This is a genomic window from Micromonospora sp. NPDC004540, assembly GCF_040610095.1.
In the GTDB taxonomy this organism is placed as follows: Bacteria; Actinomycetota; Actinomycetes; order Mycobacteriales; family Micromonosporaceae; genus Micromonospora.
Genome location: NZ_JBEXLR010000008.1, coordinates 72,475 through 90,479, shown reverse-complemented (window position 1 = coordinate 90,479; position 18,005 = coordinate 72,475). Strand labels below are relative to the sequence as shown.

General features: G+C 74.7%; 9 protein-coding genes and 1 tRNA gene. 2 read left to right on the top strand and 8 right to left on the bottom strand.

Features of this window, described 5'->3' with window-relative positions:
• Positions 1-100: 100 nt before the first annotated feature.
• The 6 genes from ABZV78_RS04855 to ABZV78_RS04830 form a co-directional block, all read right to left on the bottom strand.
• Positions 101-1,846 (bottom strand): hypothetical protein, encoded by a 1,746-nt coding sequence (locus ABZV78_RS04855; protein WP_355635436.1) that lies wholly within the window; start codon positions 1,844-1,846, stop codon positions 101-103.
• A 634-nt stretch (positions 1,847-2,480) separates the two neighbouring features.
• Positions 2,481-4,703 carry a transglutaminaseTgpA domain-containing protein gene (locus ABZV78_RS04850; RefSeq protein ID WP_355635452.1) on the bottom strand — a complete coding sequence of 741 codons (2,223 nt, stop codon included), beginning with the start codon at positions 4,701-4,703 and terminating at the stop codon, positions 2,481-2,483.
• Positions 4,704-4,801: 98 nt separating this feature from the next.
• Complete coding sequence (locus ABZV78_RS04845) at positions 4,802-5,956, bottom strand: DUF58 domain-containing protein (protein ID WP_355635435.1); 1,155 nt, start codon at positions 5,954-5,956, stop codon at positions 4,802-4,804.
• A 3-nt stretch (positions 5,957-5,959) separates the two neighbouring features.
• Positions 5,960-6,955 carry a MoxR family ATPase gene (locus tag ABZV78_RS04840; RefSeq protein WP_355635434.1) on the bottom strand — a complete coding sequence of 332 codons (996 nt, stop codon included), beginning with the start codon at positions 6,953-6,955 and terminating at the stop codon, positions 5,960-5,962.
• A 29-nt stretch (positions 6,956-6,984) separates the two neighbouring features.
• Positions 6,985-9,549 (bottom strand): fibronectin type III domain-containing protein, encoded by a 2,565-nt coding sequence (locus tag ABZV78_RS04835; protein ID WP_355635451.1) that lies wholly within the window; start codon positions 9,547-9,549, stop codon positions 6,985-6,987.
• Between the two features lie 205 nt (positions 9,550-9,754).
• On the bottom strand, positions 9,755-13,270 hold the full coding sequence (locus tag ABZV78_RS04830) for a tetratricopeptide repeat protein (RefSeq protein WP_355635433.1): 3,516 nt from the start codon (positions 13,268-13,270) through the stop codon (positions 9,755-9,757).
• Positions 13,271-13,502: 232 nt separating this feature from the next.
• On the opposite strand from ABZV78_RS04830, the gene ABZV78_RS04825 reads away from it, so the two are divergent.
• Positions 13,503-13,586: transfer RNA gene (locus tag ABZV78_RS04825), tRNA-Leu, on the top strand.
• 379 nt (positions 13,587-13,965) lie between these two features.
• Here ABZV78_RS04825 and ABZV78_RS04820 read toward each other — a convergent pair.
• Together ABZV78_RS04820 and ABZV78_RS04815 are read right to left on the bottom strand one after the other, a co-directional pair.
• On the bottom strand, positions 13,966-14,853 hold the full coding sequence (locus ABZV78_RS04820) for an AfsR/SARP family transcriptional regulator (protein WP_355635432.1): 888 nt from the start codon (positions 14,851-14,853) through the stop codon (positions 13,966-13,968).
• Between the two features lie 727 nt (positions 14,854-15,580).
• Positions 15,581-16,102, bottom strand: coding sequence for a flavin reductase family protein (locus tag ABZV78_RS04815; protein ID WP_355635431.1), 522 nt, complete (start codon positions 16,100-16,102; stop codon positions 15,581-15,583).
• Positions 16,103-16,288: 186 nt separating this feature from the next.
• On the opposite strand from ABZV78_RS04815, the gene ABZV78_RS04810 reads away from it, so the two are divergent.
• A complete protein-coding gene (locus tag ABZV78_RS04810) occupies positions 16,289-17,998 on the top strand; it encodes an acetyl-CoA carboxylase carboxyltransferase subunit alpha (RefSeq protein WP_355635430.1) in 1,710 nt (569 codons plus the stop codon).
• Positions 17,999-18,005 lie beyond the last annotated feature (7 nt).

Below are 18,005 nucleotides of genomic sequence, written 5' to 3'. Positions count from 1 at the left end.
TCGACGTCAGCAAGGTCCTGCTCGGCACCGCTCTTGCCGCGTTCCCGGCCGGCGCGCCTTCGCGGCTAGGGCGGGCCAGTGCGGTGCCCGGCGGGATAGTTCACCAGGTGACAAGATCCGCGGCGTCGAACCCGGCGTCCTCGGCCGCGCGCACCAGCGCCCGCCGCACGACGTCGCGTGCGGCGTGTCCGCTCAGCGACCCTCGGCCAACGACGGCGATGTCCAGCCGGGACTGGTAAGTCTTGTGGGTGCTACCGAACGGAGCTAGATCGACCAGGTCACCGAGCCGGAAGGTCCGCTCACCACCGATGTTCTGCCCGCGCTCGTTGATGATGTACAGGCTCGCCCGGGGCCGGTCACCGGGGTCCCCGCCTGCGACGGGCTCGCCCAAGGCCAGAGGAAGAACGTCGAACGCGAGGCGCCACGCCGTGATAAAGAACTCGGCAATCTCCACGTGGGACAACCGCCGGGTCACTGGCGTGTTCGGCTGGCAGGGTTCGGTCTGGCAGCCGTCGAAGTCGATCTCAACGTCGACTAGGCTTGCGAGCCGCTGAGAGCGCATGAGGTCGGGCATGAGGAATTGCAGCGTGCCGCGAATGGTAGGCCGGCCCTCGGCTGAGTGGATCACGCATTCATAGGAGGCGCCCCAGCTGTCGTTGCGGGCGAACTGGTCGGCACACGGTCGCCACCGCAGTTCGGACGGCACCCCGGTCCTGTCGGCAGCCAAGGCGGCCACGATCGCAGTCATCTCCGGCTCGCCCAACTCGGCGGTCAGGCGACGCCGGCCCGATGCGGTCAACCTCGGCTCGTCCTGAGCGAACGGGATCTGCGCGGCGAGCCGCAGCCGCAGATCCAACGCCGACTGCGAGTTGAAGGCCGTTTCAGCATCGCCGGCGTTGTTCGAGTCGAACGCAAGATCCGGAATCCAGATCCACTGGCCGTCGCCGGCCCGGCGCATGGTCCCCGTGCGCCACCAACCGCCCGCAGTCGGTACCTGCTCAACGGTCGGGCCGATGTAACGCTGGTCGCCGCCTGTCGTGTGCACCGGGAAGCCGACGCCGTGCACCCCGCCGCTCGGACGGCCGCCGCCGATGTTCGCGATCCCGTTCCACAGGTCTGCGGTGATAACCACCGCCGCCCTGCCCGTGATCGCGCAGATCACTGCGGGGTGGCCGCAGCGGGCGCCGCGCAGATGCTGCACGACACCGGGGCCGGTTTCGTATGCTGCCGCGCTGGGCAGGCCGAGAAACGACGCGCCGCCGGCGGCGTCGTACGCTTCCTCGAACGCCTCCTTAACCCCCGGCACACCGTCGCCCACGCCCGGACCAGTGTTCGCGGTGCGCGCGAGCGCCGCGTGCAGCAGCCGCGCGGCATCGTGGGTGAGTTGGCCGGTGGCTTCCAACCGGTCGACGGTCGCCGTAAGTTCGGTGGTCGCGTCGCGGAATGCCTCGACGAGCAGGTCAGGCAGCCGAACTGGCAGGTCGTCGAGTCGGTGCAGCTCCTCGCGGGTCGCGGTGTCGAACTCGGCCTCGCGTTTGGCCTTCCACTCACGCAGCACGTCGACCGGATACCGGCCTCGGGTTCGCACATCATCAATGATCTTGTGATGGCGGCCGCACAGGATCAGGAGGTTCTCGAACGCGTTACGATCCGGGACGTTCACGCCGCCGCGCGGGCCGGACGCAACCGCCGCGACGATGTGCGCGATCTCACCGACAAAAACAGGCTGGCCGCCGTCGAGAACGATCACCGGCTCGTCGCACTCAAGCGCGTAGCAATGACCGCGGCTCAACCCATACAGCGCCCGTCGGACTCGTTCGGGGATCGTCCCCCGCGCCTCAACCACGGCAGCAGCCTAGCCTCAGCCGCTCGTGGCTCCCGGCACCCCCATCGCGGGCATCCTGGGCTCCATCCGGAGTTGGAACTGCCGGTGCTTGTTGCGCGATCGCCCTCGGCAGCTCATGACCGAGGCGGTGGGTAGGAATCGGGCCGCCGATTGGAGACCCGGGATCGCCAGCAGACCGCTCTGCCGGTCGGTGACAGGCGGTGTCACCGATGCCCAGTTATGACCGGCCCGGGATCTGCCGGCAGCACCGACCAACGTGTTCGGTGTGGACCGTTGCCGACTACCGGACTATCTCGGCCAACCGCAGCAGGCCCTCGCGTGCGGTCACGGTCCAGGTCGCCTCAGCGGCGCTGCGCGCCCGGTAGAGCCGGTCTAGCGTCGCAGTCCCCACTGTCAGTGGCAACGGGGCGGAGACCCACCACGATGCACCTCGGTCTCACGCTCGACGGTCACGCACAACACCAGGACCGCGGTGCCCGGGACACCTCGCGGCGCCCGGCGGTACCCGGCCAAGACGTCGGTGGACGGCGTGAGTCTGCCGGGCTGGGCAGCCGGCTCGTCGTGGTCGACGTGCAGCACGAACCGCACGGCCCACCCGTCGTCGATCCCGGTGGTCGGCGTCAGCCCCGGCGGGTCAGCGACGCCAGCGCAGCGGACCGGGGTGCACCTGCCACAGCAGCCGCCGCCACCGGGCGCGCGCGTCGCGTAGGGCCGACACGTACCCCCCGGCCAGGTCCGCGGCCCGCTCGGCCTGCTCGGTGGTCACGCTGCCCGGGGCGAACCCCACCTGGTTGAGCAGCCCGGCAAGCTCGTCGACCGCCTCGCCTGGCCGGTCCGCGGTCGCGTCCGCCGGGCCGCCGTCGGCCGCCTGAGCCTGGGCCAGAGTGCACCGGGCGAACGCGGCGACCTCCGCCGCCGCGAGATCCGCGCCGACCGGGTGGCCGGCCAGTCGTAGCGCGTCGGTCAGCTCCCGCCAGGCGCCCGCGATCCGGCGGCCCGGGTCACCCTGCGCCAACCGGCCCCGGGTCAGCCTGCGGCGCAGCGTCGCCAGGGTCAGCAGCGCCGCCCCGACCAGCAGCACCAGGGCACCGACGCCGCCGCCGATCAGCACGGGCGTACCCGGTCCGCCCTGGCCGTCGCGTCGGTCCGGGCCGGCCGCGGCCGGCGGGGTGGCGGTGGGTTCCACGGTCGGTGCGGGCACCTCGGACGGGGGCGGGTCCTCCGGCTTCGGCCGGAAGTCCTCCTCCACCGGGCGTGGCTCCTCGTCCGGGCGCGGCATCGGGTCGAACGGCACCCAGCCGACGCCCTCGAAGAGCACCTCCGGCCAGGCGTACGCGTCCGCCGCCCGGACCGGGCCGTCCGCCTTCGGCTCGAAGCCGACCACCACCCGGGTGGGCAGGCCGGCCAGCCGGCCCAGCACCGCGAACGACGCCGCGAACTGCTCGGAGGTGCCCCGCTGCCCGCCGCCGTTGCGCGGTCCGAAGAGGAAGAACGCCAGGTTCGGGTACGCGTGCCCGCTCGGCGCGTCCGCGGTCACCCGGTAGTGCTCGGCCAGGAAGTCCGCGATCGCGGTGGCCCGGGCGTACGGGGCGCCGTTCTCCTCGGCGAGCTGGGTGGCCAGCCGGCGCACCTGCTCCGGCGCCCCGTCGGCGACCCGCAGCACCCGTGCCACCGCGTCGCCCGCCGGCACGTTCGCCGTGCTGAGCAGGTTGACGTCCGGCCGCTCCCGGACCGAGGCGACCTCGTACCGCAGCCCCGGCGCCAGCCCCTCCGGCCGGATCAGCGTCCCGGTGGCCGGGTCGTACGCCACCCGCGCGCCGGTCACCTCGCGCGGCGCCGGCACCGCGGGCAGCAGCCGCCCGGTCAGGTCCGCCACGGTGATCTCCTGGCGCACCGGGTCGGTGGCGGCGCCCGGCGTCGGCTCGGCGGCCGGCAGGATCCGCCCCGCGTTCCGGTACGTCGCGCCCACCCGCCAGGTCACCCCGTCGTAGTCGCTGAGCACCGCCAGGCGGATCCGCGGCGGGCCGGCGTCCGCCGCGCCCGCCTCGGTCCGCACGTCGAGCAGCTTCTGGTCCGGGTTCAGCGCCCACCCGGAGATCCGGATCAGCGGGTTCTCGTCGAGCGACTCCACCTGCGGCGGCTCGACGTAGCGGCGCGGGTCGACCGGGCGGGCGTCGACCTGGCCGGCCACCACCGGGGCGAGCAGGGCCGTCAGCGCCACCACGACCGCCACCCCGGCCGCGCTCGCCGCGAGCAGCCGCAGCCGCACCGCCGCGCGGACCGCCGGGGCCAGGCCGGCGACCGGGTCCGCCGCGGCCGGGCCCACCCGCCCCGCGGGCGCCGCCAGCCCGACGGCGGCGACCGCCGCGAACAGCAACGTCGGGCCCACCGCCGGGCCCGCGTTCGGCCCGACCACGTAGAGCGCGCCGGCGTAGAGCAGCACCGGGGGCAGGTAGCCGAGCAGCACCCGGCCGGCCCGCAGCGCCACCTCGGCGGCGGCCAGCCCGGTCAGCCAGGCGGCCACCACCGGGACCAGCACGGTGTCCGGGGCCGGCTCCACCGGGATCATCGCGGTGAGCAGCCGGGGGATGGCGTTGCGGGCCGCGTCCGCCGCCACCTCGGCGAGGCCGCCCGGCAGCGCCGCGTGGCTGGCCGCCAGCCGCAGCGAGAGCAGCGTCCAGCCGGCCAGGACGGCCACCGACAGCGGCGCCACCAGCCAGGACGGCAGCCGCCGGGCCGCCACGCTCACCAGCACCGAGCCGACCGCCGCGCCGGCCGTCAGGCGGACCAGCAGCGGGTCCGCGTACACCCGGCCGAGCACCACGCCGGCCAGGGTGATCATGACGATCAGCGCCATCGGCACGGGCACGGCCCGCAGCACCCGCGCCGCGACGCCGCCAGGCCCGCCGTCCGGCCCGGCCGGCGCGTCGACCGCCGGGCGCGGCGGGGCTACGGTCACCACCGGCGGATCCCGTCCCACTCGGCGGCGAACTCGGCGCCGTCCGCCGCGTCCACCACCACCAGGCCCGCCGCGCCGGCCGCCGTCGGCTCCGCCGCGCCGAACATCCCCACCACCACCGACGGGTACGCGCGGCGCAGCGCGCCGACGTGCCCCAGGTCGCCGCGGGCACCCGGACCGGTGAGATAGATCAGCGTGTCGCCGAGCCGGTCCTGCCGCAGCCGGGTCAGCGCGGCGCGCAGCACGTCCGCCCCGCCCTCGGCCAGCTCCGCCGCGGCCAGCCGGTCCAGCGGTCCACCACTGCCCGCCGGCTCCTCGTCCGGTGGCGCGACCAGCAGCAGGCTCACCGGCAGGTCCTCCCGGGTCGCGGCGGCGACCACCGACGCCGCCGCCTCACACCCCGACTCGAACGACTCGGCCACCCCGGCGGCCCGGTCCGGGTGGGCGGCCGCCCGGTTGTCCAGCAGCACCACGAGCCGGGGCAGGCTGGTGTCCACGTTCTCCCGCACCATCAGCTCACCCACCCGCGCGCTGGTCCGCCAGTGCACCCGGCGCAACTCGTCGCCCACCACGTACTCGCGCAGCGAGTCGAAGGTGATCGAGCCGTGCGGCACGCTGTCGGTGCGCCCGTCCAGGCTGCGGCCGGCGCCGGTCGGCACCGCCGACAGCGGGTGGATGCGCGGATGCACCCACACCGGCACCGTGTCCCCGTACGCGCGGGCCAGCGCCACCAGACCCAGCGGGTCGCGCCGGGTCACCCGCAGCGGCCCGACCGGCACCACGCCCCGGCGCCGGGTCGGCACCGGATAGCGCACCTCGGTGTCCCTCCCGGGGCGCAACCGCAGCAGCGGCACCGGCACCAACCGGCCGGCGCAGCGGTCCTCGGCCACCAGGTTCGCCGCCCGCAGCCGGCCGGTGTTGCGCACGGTCAGCACCATGGCCGCCGGCTCACCCCGGGCCACCCGGTCGGGGTCGGCCACCCGCTCGACCGTCAACCGGGGGCGCCAGGCGGCCGTGACCAGGGCGTACCCGACCGCGACGCCGGCCGCCGCGCCCAGCACGGTCAGCTCCGGGTACGCGTACCGGAAGCCGACGCCGAGCAGCACGACGGCGGCGACGAGCAGCCCGACGCCGCGGGCGGTGATCCCCACCGGTCAGCCGTGGATCGGGGCGGGCTGGCCCGACGGCAGCGGCACCGGCACCGAGGCGACCGCCTGGCGCAGCACGTCGGCGGGGGTCACCCCGCGCACCTGCGCGTCCGGGGTGAGCAGCAGCCGGTGCGCGAAGACCGGCTCGACCAGCGTCTTCAGGTCCTCCGGCATGATCCAGCCCCGCCCGTCGATCAGCGCGTACGCGCACGCCGCCCGGGTCAGCGCGATCACGCCCCGGGGGCTGACCCCGACCCGCACCTGCGGATGGGTGCGGGTCGCCGCGGCCAGCCGCACCGCGTACGCGTAGAGGGGCTCGGCGATGTGCACCCGCCGGGCCATCTTCACCATCTCGCCGACGGTGGCGGTGTCGGTGACCGCGGTGAGCGAGTCGGGGGAGCGCAGGGTGGCGCCCCGCAGCACCTCCACCTCCACGGCCTCGTCGGGGTAGCCGACGGAGAGCTTCACCAGGAACCGGTCGAGCTGGGCCTCGGGCAGGCGGTAGGTGCCGTCCATCTCGACCGGGTTCTGGGTGGCCACCACCAGGAACGGCTGCGGCACCGGGTGGCGTACGCCGTCCACGGTGACCGTGCGCTCCTCCATCACCTCCAGCAGCGCCGACTGGGTCTTCGGCGAGGCCCGGTTGATCTCGTCGGCGATCACGATGTTCGCGAAGACCGGCCCCGGGTGGAACTCGAAGCCCCGGGTGGCCTGGTTGAAGATGGTCACCCCGGACACGTCCGAGGGAAGCAGGTCCGGGGTGAACTGGATGCGCCGCCACTGGCCCTTGACGGTCGCCGCGACCGCCCGGGCCAGGGTCGTCTTGCCCACCCCGGGCACGTCCTCGAGCAGGACGTGCCCCTGGGCGAAGAGCGCGGTCAGCGCCAGCCGGACCACCTGCGGCTTGCCCAGCACGACCGCGTTGACGTTCTCGGCCAGCCGGGCGGCCAGGGCGGCGAAGCCCTGCACCTCCGGCTGGGTGAGCGGTTCGTGGGTGTTCACGGGCGCAGGTGCTCCTCGGTGCGGCGCGGTCAGCAGGTGGGCAGGAGGTTGATGTCGTCGCCACCCTCCAGGTTCAGCCAGGCCCACGGGATGTAGTTGCGCCCCGAGTACTCGACCTGCACCCACCAGGTGCTCTGCTTCTGGTTGTTGTAGATCCAGGAGTCGACGTTGTCGCCCTGCTTCCGGCAGTACGCCTTGAGCCGGGTGCCGGGCTTCGCCCAGCCGACCTGCTTGGCGTTGAGCTGCTGCGGCACCGAGAAGATCTCGTTGCCGTTGCGGCCGTCCACCTCCGCGTTGCAGTAGGTGCGCTGATCCCCACTGGGACCGTTGTTGCAGGTCGCGATCCCGTACAGCGCGTCGGTGCCCTGCGCCCGGGTGGCGGTGCCCTTGCCGGCCGCGTTGGTCGCCGTCACCGTCACCGTGTAGGCCGTGCCCGGCGTCAGGCTGGTCACCCGCAGGCTGGAACAGCTCCCACTGGCGGTCTTGCCGCCGGTCGCCGCCGAGCAGGTCGCCCGGCCACCGCCCGCGTCCACGGTGAACGTCACCGTCACCGAGGTGGCGTCGGCCGACGAGCCGGTCACCGTGACCCGCGGCGCGGCCACCGTGCGGGCCGTGGTGCTGGCCTCCGCGCCGGGACCGGCCTCGTTGACCGCCTTCACCTTGACCGTGACGTTCTGCCCGTCGCCGAGCCCCCCTATCGTGGTGCGCACGTCGGTCACCTCGGTGGTCTTTCCGGCCGCCTCCACCACGTACTTCGTCACCGGGCGGCCGTTGTCCACCGCCGGCGCCCACTGCACCGCGATGGTGCCCGGCTGGTCGGCCACCGTGGACGCCTGCAGTTCGGTCGGGGCGGCCGGGGCGGTGAACGGCACCACCGTGTTGCTCACCGGCGAGGCCTTCGACCCGGCGCCCTTGTCGCTCACCGCGATCACGGTGAAGGCGTACTGCGTGCCGTACTCCAACTGGCCGGCGGGGATGACCAGCTCGGTCTTGGGCGACTCGCCGGCCGGGGCGGTCGCGCCGGCCGAGCTGGCGGTCACCGCGTAGCTGGTGACGGTGTTGCCCTGGCCGTTGGCGGCCGGCCATTTCACCAGCACCGTGCCGTCCGGCCGGGCCTCGGCCGTGACACTGGCCGGCGGATCCGGCACGGCGGCGGTCGCCGTGACCGGGTTGCTCCGGCGGGCCGGCCCGTCGCCCTTGGCGTTCACCGCGTGCACCGCGAACGTGTACGTCTCGCCGTTGGTCAGCCCGGTGATCTCCAGGGCGCGCTGGTTCGCGCCCACCTCGCGGCGCTGGCCGGCGCCCTCCACCACGTACCGGGTGATCTCGGCGCCGTTGGACGCGGCCGCCTGCCAGCTCACCCGCGCCGACGCGTTGCCGGCGGCGGCGGTCACCGCGCGCGGCGCGCCCGGCTTGCCCACCTTCGGCTTCTTCGGCGGGGGCGGCGGCGGGGGAGCCGGCGGCGGGTCGCCGCCGAGCACGTCGTTGGCGTACTTGTTGACCTCGCGGATCTGGTTCCGGTCGTCCACGACCTGGGCAGTGGACGAGTTCGGCGGGTTGATGAAGAGGTGGTTCTCGCGGACCTCCAGCTCCATGGGGCCGGGCCGGCCGGAGCCCTTGATGGTGTCGACGAGCTGCCCGTTGGCGTCGAACGAGTAGACCGTGCCGGTGTTCTCGTCGGCGCAGTAGAACCGGCCCGCCCAGGCGACCGCGGGGCTGAGCCGCTCACCAGCGCCGGGCACCGTGAACCGGTGCACCTCGGCGCCGTCGCGGACCACGTGCACCTTCCGCTCGCCGGCCACCGTGACCGGCACCTGCGGGCCGCTGGTGCGCGTCGGCAGGTTGCCCGGGGCGGTCATCGTGAGGTCGGCCCGCAGCGTCTGGCCGGCCCGCACCGTGACCAGCGAGGCGGAGGTGCGGTCGAGCACCGCCACCCCCTCGTCCAGGGTGGACACCACCAGCTCGTGTGCGGGTTCGGCGACCTCGTACGTCTCCACCCGCTTCGGGCTGAGCCCGGCGGGCGGCGCGGCGCCCGGGGTGGCGGGCAGCTCGGCGGCGGTGACCGCCGAGACGGTGCCCTCGCTCGGCACCGCGATCCACAGCTTGCCGGCGCCGTCGAACGCCCCGCCGGCGATGCCCGGCGGGTAGCGCACCGGCTCGCCCACCGGGGTCAGCGACCGCGGGTCGAGCTGCCGGACGATGCCCTGCACCGCGTCGACGACGAACGCCGCCTCCTCCTGCAGCGCGACACTGACCCCGAGGCCCGGTGCGGTCGGGGTGGTCGCGGTGATCTGCAGGGTGGCCAGGTCCAGCGAGCTGACCTGACCGGTGTTCAGATCGCGCAGGATCAGCAGCCGGTCGGTCTGGGCGACCTGCATCTGGTGTCGGCGCCCGCCGGGCACCTCCATCCGGGTGTCCACCCGGGCGGTCACGCCGTTGACCCGGGCCAGCTCGCTGCGGCTGGTGCTCCACAACCAGGACGAGGCGTCGTAGTTGGCCACCGCGTTGTCGGCGGCGCCCAGCCCGAGCACGGTCAGCCCCATGGCGGCCAGCAGCGCGGCCACGGTGCCGATGGTCACCAGCCCGCCCCGCATCCGCGACCGGGGGCGGGCCGTCTCCGGCCCGGTGCTCGTGACGTCCTCAATGGTGGTCACTGCCGGCTGCCTCCCCGCGTCGGTGAGGGAGGGCGGCGCGCGTGGTCGACCCTCCCCAGAGCCGGGAGCCATCATAGGGGCCGGCCGGGGCCGGTGGAACCCGCACCGTCCCCCTGTGGACACCGAGCGTGTCGTAGGAGGCCGGTCAGTTCGGCGTCGTGCCGCCCTCCCGGTCGGTGCAGACCTGGCCCGAGGTGGCGTAGGTGTCCGTCGAGTAAACGGCCAGCACCGTGAAGCAGTAGTCCAGCTTCGGACTCAACCCGTTCACCGTGTAGCGGGTCTGCCCGGCGTCCACCGTGGCCATCACCCCCAACTTCTGCCCGGCCCGCCCGCCGGCCACCACGAACGGCACCCCGCCGTCCGTCGGGTCGGTCCAGGTGACCGTGATCGTGGTGGTGTCGTCCTGCAACCGCAGGTCACCCGGGGGCGGACCGCTCACCTTCGGCTTCGCCGCGGTCGGCGCCGGCGCAGGCGGCGGCGCCGGGTCGCGGTTGAGCAGCACCGCGCCGACGCCGACGGCCGCCGCCACCGCGGCCACCACGGCGCCGGCCACCACGGCCACCACCGTCCGGTTGCGGCCGCGCGGCTCCGGCTCCTCCGCCACCGGGTACGCGGCCGGCTGGTGGAACGCCGGCGGCACCGCCGGCCAGGCCCCCTGGCTCGGGTACGGCTCCGGCGCCGGCTGCTTCGACTCGGGGAAGGCCAGCAGCCCGTCGTAGACCGGCAGCGGCCGGGCCGCCTCGTCCCCGCTCTCCGGCGCCGGATCCGGGTCCACGGTGGCGGGTTCGTCCACCACCGGTTCCGGGCGTGGGTCGCCGGGCCGCTCGACCGGCTGCGGCGGGGCGGCGCTGCTCCACGGCGGTGCGGTCATCCCCCAGGGCGGCACGGGCGAGGCGCTGACCGGCGTGGCGCTGACCGGCGCGGCCGCGGGCGGCCCGCTCACCGGCGGTGGATACCCGGGCGTCGGGGGCCCGCTCACCGGGTACCCGGGCGGGCCGCTGACCGGCTGGCCGGGCGGTGGGAGAGTGCTCGGCGGCGGTCCGCTCGCGGGTGGCGCGCCGAACGGGAGACCGCCGCCGGGCGTGCCCGTGCTCGGTCCGGCGATGACCGGCGGCCCGCTGACCGGCGGAGGTAGGAGAGGCGCGCCGTTGCCCTGTTGCAGAGGCAGCGCCGGGCCATTGGCCGGCGGGTTGCCGACCGGCGGCGGAAGGGGCGCGCCGCTGGTCGGTGGCCCGCTGACGGGCTGGGATGCGAAGGGCACGCCACTGTTCGGTGGGCCGCTGACGGGTTGCGGCGGGAAAGGCGCGCCACCGCCCGGCGGCCCGCTGACGGGCTGCGGTGGGACGGGCGTGCCGCTGGTCGGCGGGCCGCTCACCGGCGGTGCAGGCAGGCGACCGCCGCCATCGGGCGCACCGCTGCTCGGCATTCCCGAGGTCGGCATGCTGCTGACCGGTGAGGGCGGCAGGGGTGGGCCGCTGACCGGGGCGCCGGAGACCGACGTGTCGTGCACCGATCGCGTCCCGGCGGCGGACTCGTCCACCGACGGCTGACCCTGCCGGGCTCCGCCGCCAGAGGGCGGCCCGCTCACCGGCGGGTTCGCCAGCCACGCGCCGACGGGTGGCGGGGCGACCGCGGCTCCGGCGGCGGGCGGCTCGGCCGGCGGACCGCTCACCGGGGGCGCGCTCACGGGCGAGTTGCCCGCCGGGGGCGCGCTCGCGGGCGAGTTGCCGGCCGGGGGTGCGCTCACGGGCGAGTTGCCGGCCGGGGGTGCGCTCACGGGCTGGCTGCTCACCTGGGCGGTCGCCCCGGCGCCCGGGGAGGTCGAGGCGGCGATCCGCTCCGCCTCCTCCCGGAGCAGCGGACCGATCTGCTGCACCTGGATGGTCGGCTTGTCCCACCCCGGCGCAGGGGCTGCGGGGGCGTCGCCGCCCTCGCCCGGGCCGGCGTCGCCCGCGTTCGGGGCGGGCTGGACGGGCGTCCGATGTGGTGCGACGGCCGTTTCGGGTTCCGATGCCGGCGGGGCCGAGTTGGGTGCCGGGATCGGCGCCGCGGACGTCGGCGGGGCGGAGACCGGGATGGCCGGCGGGGGAGGAAGCATCCCGGGCGAGGGCGAGGGCGAGGGCGAGGGCGAGGGCGCGGGCGCGGGCGCGGCGGAGGTCGGGGCCGGGATCCGCGGCGCCGGTGGCACGGTCGCCGGGGCGGGCGGAACCGGCGTTCCCGGCGCGCCGGAGGTCGGCGCGGCCGATGCCGGGTCGGGTGCCGGCGGCGTCGAGACCGGTCGGGCCGGAGGCGGGATGACGGGCGCCGGCGGCAGCGGGACCGACGGCGGGGCAGCCGGCGGTGCGGTCGACACCGGCGGCATCGGCGTCCGCGCGGGCGGCACCGGCGTCGGCGCGGCGGCCGGCACCGAGCTGGGCGCGTGCGGCATCGACCCGACCGGCGGTGCCGGGCGTGCTGCGGGCGGCGCGACGGGCGGCGGCGCGCTGTGTGCGGGCGGCACGACCGGGGGCGGCGTGGTGTGTGCGGGCGGTGCGACGGGCGGCGGCGCGCCGTGTGCGGCCGGCACGACCGGGGGCGCGGTGTGTGCTGGCGGTGCCGAGGCCGGTCGGGCGGGCGGTGCCGCGCCGGGCGCGTGCGGCATCGGGGGAACGGCGGGTGGGACCAGTCCCGGCGGCGCGCTGGTCGGAGGCGGTGCCGGGACGACCGGAGGCCGGGGCGCGACCGGCGTGACTCCGGGCGCCGGTGGCACGGCGGCGACCGGCGGCGGCGCAGGGGTGGCCGGGGCCGGGCCGGTGGCGGCCGGTGCGGGAAAGCGGGTCGTCGCCTCCGCGGGCGGCGCCCAGTCGGTCGACGGGCCGCCACCGGGCCCCCCCGGCCCGGAGATCGGCGTCGGGGGAGCGGAGACGACCGGGGGCGGCGGCAGTGGGGCCGAGGCGGGAGCGGCGCTGATCGGCGCGGGCGGGACCGGTGGCGGTGGCGGCAGGTGGGTCGCCGGGCCGGGAGCGGGCGGCGTCCACGGGGCCGGTCGGGCCGGCCCTTGCGGGGGTGCCCATTCGGCGCCGGGTACCGGCGCCGCGGGAGCGCCGGGCCGGGGCGGGGCGGGCTGTGCCGGGTACGGCGGCTGCACCGCCGGCAGCGACATGGTCGGCCCGGACAGTGCCCCCGGATCGGGCTGCGGGCCGGCAGCGGCGGCGGAGCCGCCGGCGAGCGGACCGGGCGGGGCGGGAGCGGCGGCGGAGCCGCCGAGGTACTGGTGGGCTGCGCGTACCGCGGGGTGGTCCGGACCGAGCACGGCGGGCCCGGCGGTGGCCACGCGGGCGTAGTTGCGGCGGGCCTCGTGCCGGTTGCCAAGTTCCTCCGCCACCCCGGCGAGGTCGAAGCTGAGCGCGAGCATCAGCGGGTCGCTGTCGCCGCGGCGGCGCTCGCCGGCCGCGTACGCCTCCTCGAGGACCCGCCGGGCGGCGGCCGGGTCGTCGGCCTCGCGGTGCAGCCGGGCCAGCAGATGGCCGGTGGCCAGTACGTCGGGGTGGTCCTCCCCGTACGCCAGGCGGGCCGCCGCGATGGCGTCGGCGAGCAGGCGGCGGGCGGTCGCCAGATCGCCCGCGGAGCGCAGCGCGAGCGCCTGGTGTTGAGCGGCGGTCAGGGGGGAGGGGTGGGACACGTGAGCAATGCTGCCCGGAATCGCCGGTTCCTCGCTACCCGGCCCCCAGCATCCGATACCGGCCGCCGGTGCCGGCTGCCGCCCTGCCACGCTGACCTGCGCAAACGCTGCGGCATGACGGCGATGTGCATGATCCATCCGGGCCGTGTACAGTAATGCCCCGTGCGGCCCACCGGGGCGGCCGAACCGGTGAGAAGATCACTTCGGCCGACAGGGTAGGCTGGACGAGCAGGTCCGGGTGGCGGAATGGCAGACGCGCTAGCTTGAGGTGCTAGTGCCCGTATAGGGCGTGGGGGTTCAAGTCCCCCCTCGGACACAAATCCATTACCCCACGGTGCGCGCTTAGATCCACTGAAGCGCGCACCGTTTGCGTTTCTGGCTGGTAGGTGAGCCGAAGACCGAGTTGGCGGTAGACCTCGGCCCTGTCGGCGGGGTCGGCGTGGCGGAGGGCGGCGGCGATGTCGCCGAGGGCCGTTACCAGGTCTCTGATTTCCGCTCGGCTCATCCGGCGTGGGCTGTGGCTCGCGTTCGCGGCCGTGAGTGACCACCTGCCCTGCACGCAGGAGGCCCTCGCGGCGTGCGCCGGGCAGTGGACCGCATGACACGCAAGTAGCCGTGTGCCCCACGACGAGCGACGGCCGCTCCGCCGCGGGTGACGGCGGAGCGGCCGACCGGTCGAAACCGGATCGTTCCGGTCAGGTGGTCACCCGGGTCGGCATGGCCGTCCGCAGGGCCGTGTGTCGGGCCCCCGACTCCAGGATCCCGTCCTCCAACCTGAACGCGAGCCCCAGCTCGCGGAAGCTGTCGACGGCCTCCGGGGCGCGCGGGGGGACCGGCCCCAGCATCACCCGGTGCAGCCGCTGGACCTCGGCAGTCGGTTCGACCCCCAGTTCGTCCCGGAGCACCCGACGCAGCCGTTGGTAGACCTCGAGCGCCTCCGCGCGGCGGCCGGAACGGTGCAGCGCGACCATGAGCTGCCCGTAGAACCATTCGTTGAGCGGGCGGGCGATGACCAGCGACTGCAGCTCGGGCACCAGCTCGCGGTGCCGCCCCAGCTGCGCCTGCGCCTCGATGCGCAATTCGATCGCCCGGGTCCGTAGCTCCTCCAGGTTGGCCGCGTGTGCCGCCAGGACGGCCCCCATGCTCACGCTGGCGAACGCCGAGCCGCGGAAGAGTGCCAGGGCGTCCCGCAGGTGGCCACTCGACTCCTCCGGCTGCCCGGCCTGGAGCCGCTCGGAGCCCTTCCGGAGCAGCCGCTCGAAGATCGTGGCGTCGGTCTCGTCCACGCTGGCGTCGAGGAGGTAGCCGGGCGAGCGGGTGAGCAGGACGTTGCGTTCCGGTCGGGTGAGCTGCTTCTGCGCGAACATCCGCCGCGCGTGGTAGACGTACGTCTGCAGAGTCGTCAGGGCGCTTCGGGGCGGTTGGTCACCCCACAGTTCCTCGACGAGTGTGTCCACACTGACTACCTCACCCGCCCGGGCCACCAGCAGTGCGAGGACCTGGCTGATCTTCGACGCTCCGAGCGGTATGGACTCGCCGCTGTCGGTGATTATCTCCAGTGATCCGAGCACATTGAACTTCATGGTCATCCCCCCGCTTAACCCGGTAGCTCGAAATGCCGACGGCGCGTATCGGAAAAATGTCGTCCGATGGCTGCCGATTCGCCTGAAGCGGTCATTCCGGGTCGCCCCCCGGAGTCCACTGTGGTTGCTGCTTCCCTTCGCCCTGCCCGCGCTGTGGCGCGGGCGTGGGCCCGTGCCTCGGTGGTCCGCTCACGTCATGGTCCCCCCCTTGGTCCTTGCGGTGTGTAGGCAATCACTGCTACCTGGTGCTGTCAATGGACATAGTGGTGACTCAAATTCGACAGCCGGTAGTTTATTGAAGTCACCTCAATGAACGTCCACACGACCATCGTGATCTGCCTCACGGCGCCGGTGTGCCGAATGCTATTCGGTACGTCGCCGCAGTTTGTCGGCGCTCGATTGTTATTGCGTACGACATTTTCATGCGCAACATTCACCCGCTTGTCGCAGTCGGCCGGGACGGCGATTGGCGGGACCCGGCGCCCTGCCTGCGGCCGGGCGCGCGGCGCCTTACCAGAGCTGCTGCCCAGCCCTCCGACCCGGCGGTCGTCGTCGACGGAGGGCCACGGGCGGCGCCGGCACGCCACGCCCCCGGTGACCGTTCCCCGGGGACGATGGACCGGCGTCGTGGCCGGCGGCGGTCGGCCGGCGGCCGGGTCGCGGCGGTGGCGAGGGCGGTGTCGTGGATGCCGGGGCCGGCACGGGCGAAGAAGGCGGAGGCCTTGCCCTACCGGTCCACCAAGGTGCGGAAGGTCCGGTTGAAGTAGATGGCGGGGCTGCCCTCGTCGACCCGGGCGTGATGCACCCGGCCCAGCAGGATGACGTGGTCGCCCGCGTCGAACGTACGGTCGCTGGTGCACTCCAACAGGGCGAGGGCGCCGTCGACCGCGGCCACCCCACCAGTCCCGGTGACGAACCGGCCGTTGCTGAACTTGTCGGTGCCCCTGCGGGCGAACCGCAGCGCGAGGTCGGCCTGGTCGGCCCGCAGCACGCTGACCGAGAACCGGTCGCAGCCGGCAAAGGCGGCGTACGAGTTCGCCGAACGTGCCAGGCAGACCAGCACCAGCGGCGGGTCCAGCGAGACCGAGCAGAACGAGCTGGCGGTGAAGCCGTGGGCGACACCGTCGGGGTCGACGGTGGTGACGATGGTGACTCCCGAGGCGAAGCGCGACATGGCTTCCGTGAAGGCGGACCGGTCGAGGCCGGGCCGCGTGGTGTCGTCCACGTTGGAGGAATGCACCGGAGTCACGGCATGGCCCCTTCGTCGGCGGGCGGACATCCTCCACCGTGCTACCGCCCTCTCGAGGACCACTCGATGCCGCCTCGACGAGGCGCTGACGGCCACGATCTGAATCCTGCCGATGTTCGAGCGGCGCACCGCACCGTTGGCGATCAGCCGCGTCCGCACAGACGACGTGTCTGCCGAGGAGGACGGATGACCCTAACGACGATCGAGGGCGCCGACGAGGCGCAGTGGGTGCTCTGCCAGGGCTGTACGACACCGTTGTACCGCAAGCGGTGGACGCGCGGCCTCAAGGTGTGCCCGGAGTGCGGGAACCACGCCCGGCTCACCGCACCCGAACGGTTGGCACAGCTCTTCGACCCGGGCGCGCTGGAGCTGCTGACGATCCCCGCCGTCACCGAGGACGTCCTCGGTTTCGTCGACACCGTTCCGTACCCGACGCGGCTGGCCGACGCGCGCGCCCGTACCGGGCTCGACGAGGCCGTGGTCTGCGCCCGCGGCGCCATCGGCGGCCACCCCGTCGTCGTCGCGGCGATGGACTTCCGCTTCATGGCTGGCAGCCTCGGCGTCGGAGTGGGCCAGCTGGTCACGCTCGCCGCGGAGACCGCGCTGGTCGAGCAGGTCCCGCTGCTAATCGTCACCTCCTCCGGCGGCGCCCGGATGCAGGAGGGACCGCTCTCCCTGATGCAGATGGCCCGGACCAGCGCCGCGCTCGGGCAGCTGGACGAGGCGGGCCTGCTCACCATCTCGCTGATCACCGATCCGACGTACGGCGGGGTGGCCGCCTCCTTCGCGACCCTGGCCGACGTCATCGTCGCCGAACCGGGCGCCCGCCTCGGCTTCGCCGGTCGCCGTGTGATCGAGCAGACCATCCACCAGGTGCTGCCGGAGCGGTTCCAGACCGCCGAGTTCCTGCTCGAACGCGGCTTCGTGGACCTGGTCGTCCCGCGCGACCGGCTCCGGGCCGAACTGTCCCGGCTGCTGGCGGCGGCCGCCCCCGGCCCGCACGGCGAGCTGCCTGACCGCCCGACGGACCCCCGGGTCAGCGACCCCGGTCTGCTGCCCGAGGCGGACCCGTGGGAGCAGGTACGGCTCGCCCGGCGCCTGGACCGCCCCACCACCCTGGACTACCTGGCGATGGCGTTCACCGACTTCCAGGAGCTGCACGGCGACCGGCTGGGCGGTGACTGCCCCGCCGTGGTCGGTGGCACGGCCCGACTCGTCGGCCGGCCGGTGATGGTGATCGGCCACCAGAAGGGACACACGGCCGCCGAGCTGAACCAGCGCAGTTTCGGCATGCCCGGACCGGACGGCTACCGCAAGGCCGCCCGCCTGATGCGCCTCGCCGAGAAGTTGCGGCTGCCCGTGGTGACCCTCGTCGACACCCCCGGCGCGTATCCGGGAGCCGACGCCGAGGAACGCGGCCAGGCGGTGGCCATCGCCGAGAACCTGCGGCTGATGGCCGGCCTGGAGGTGCCGGTCGTCAGCGTCATCATCGGCGAGGGCGGCAGCGGCGGGGCGCTCGCGCTGGCCGTGGCCAACCGCGTGCTGATCTTCGGCAACGGCGTCTACTCGGTGATCAGCCCGGAGGGATGCGCGGCCATCCTCTGGAAGGACCCGGCGGCCGCGCCACGGGCGGCGGCCGCGCTGAGCGGCTCCGCCCGTGACCTGCTCCGGCTGGGCATCGTCGACGGCGTCATCCCCGAGCCGGAGGGCGGCACCGGGGCGGACCCGCTGCGCGCCGCCGACCGACTGCGGGCGGCGCTGGTGACGGCGGTCGACGAGCTGTCCAGGATGTCGCCGCGTGCCCTCGTCACCGACCGGCGGGAACGGTTCCGCGGTTTCGGGACGGCGCTGACCGTCGAGACGGGGCTCCGGTCCGAACGACAGGGGGTCTCGTGACGGGCCG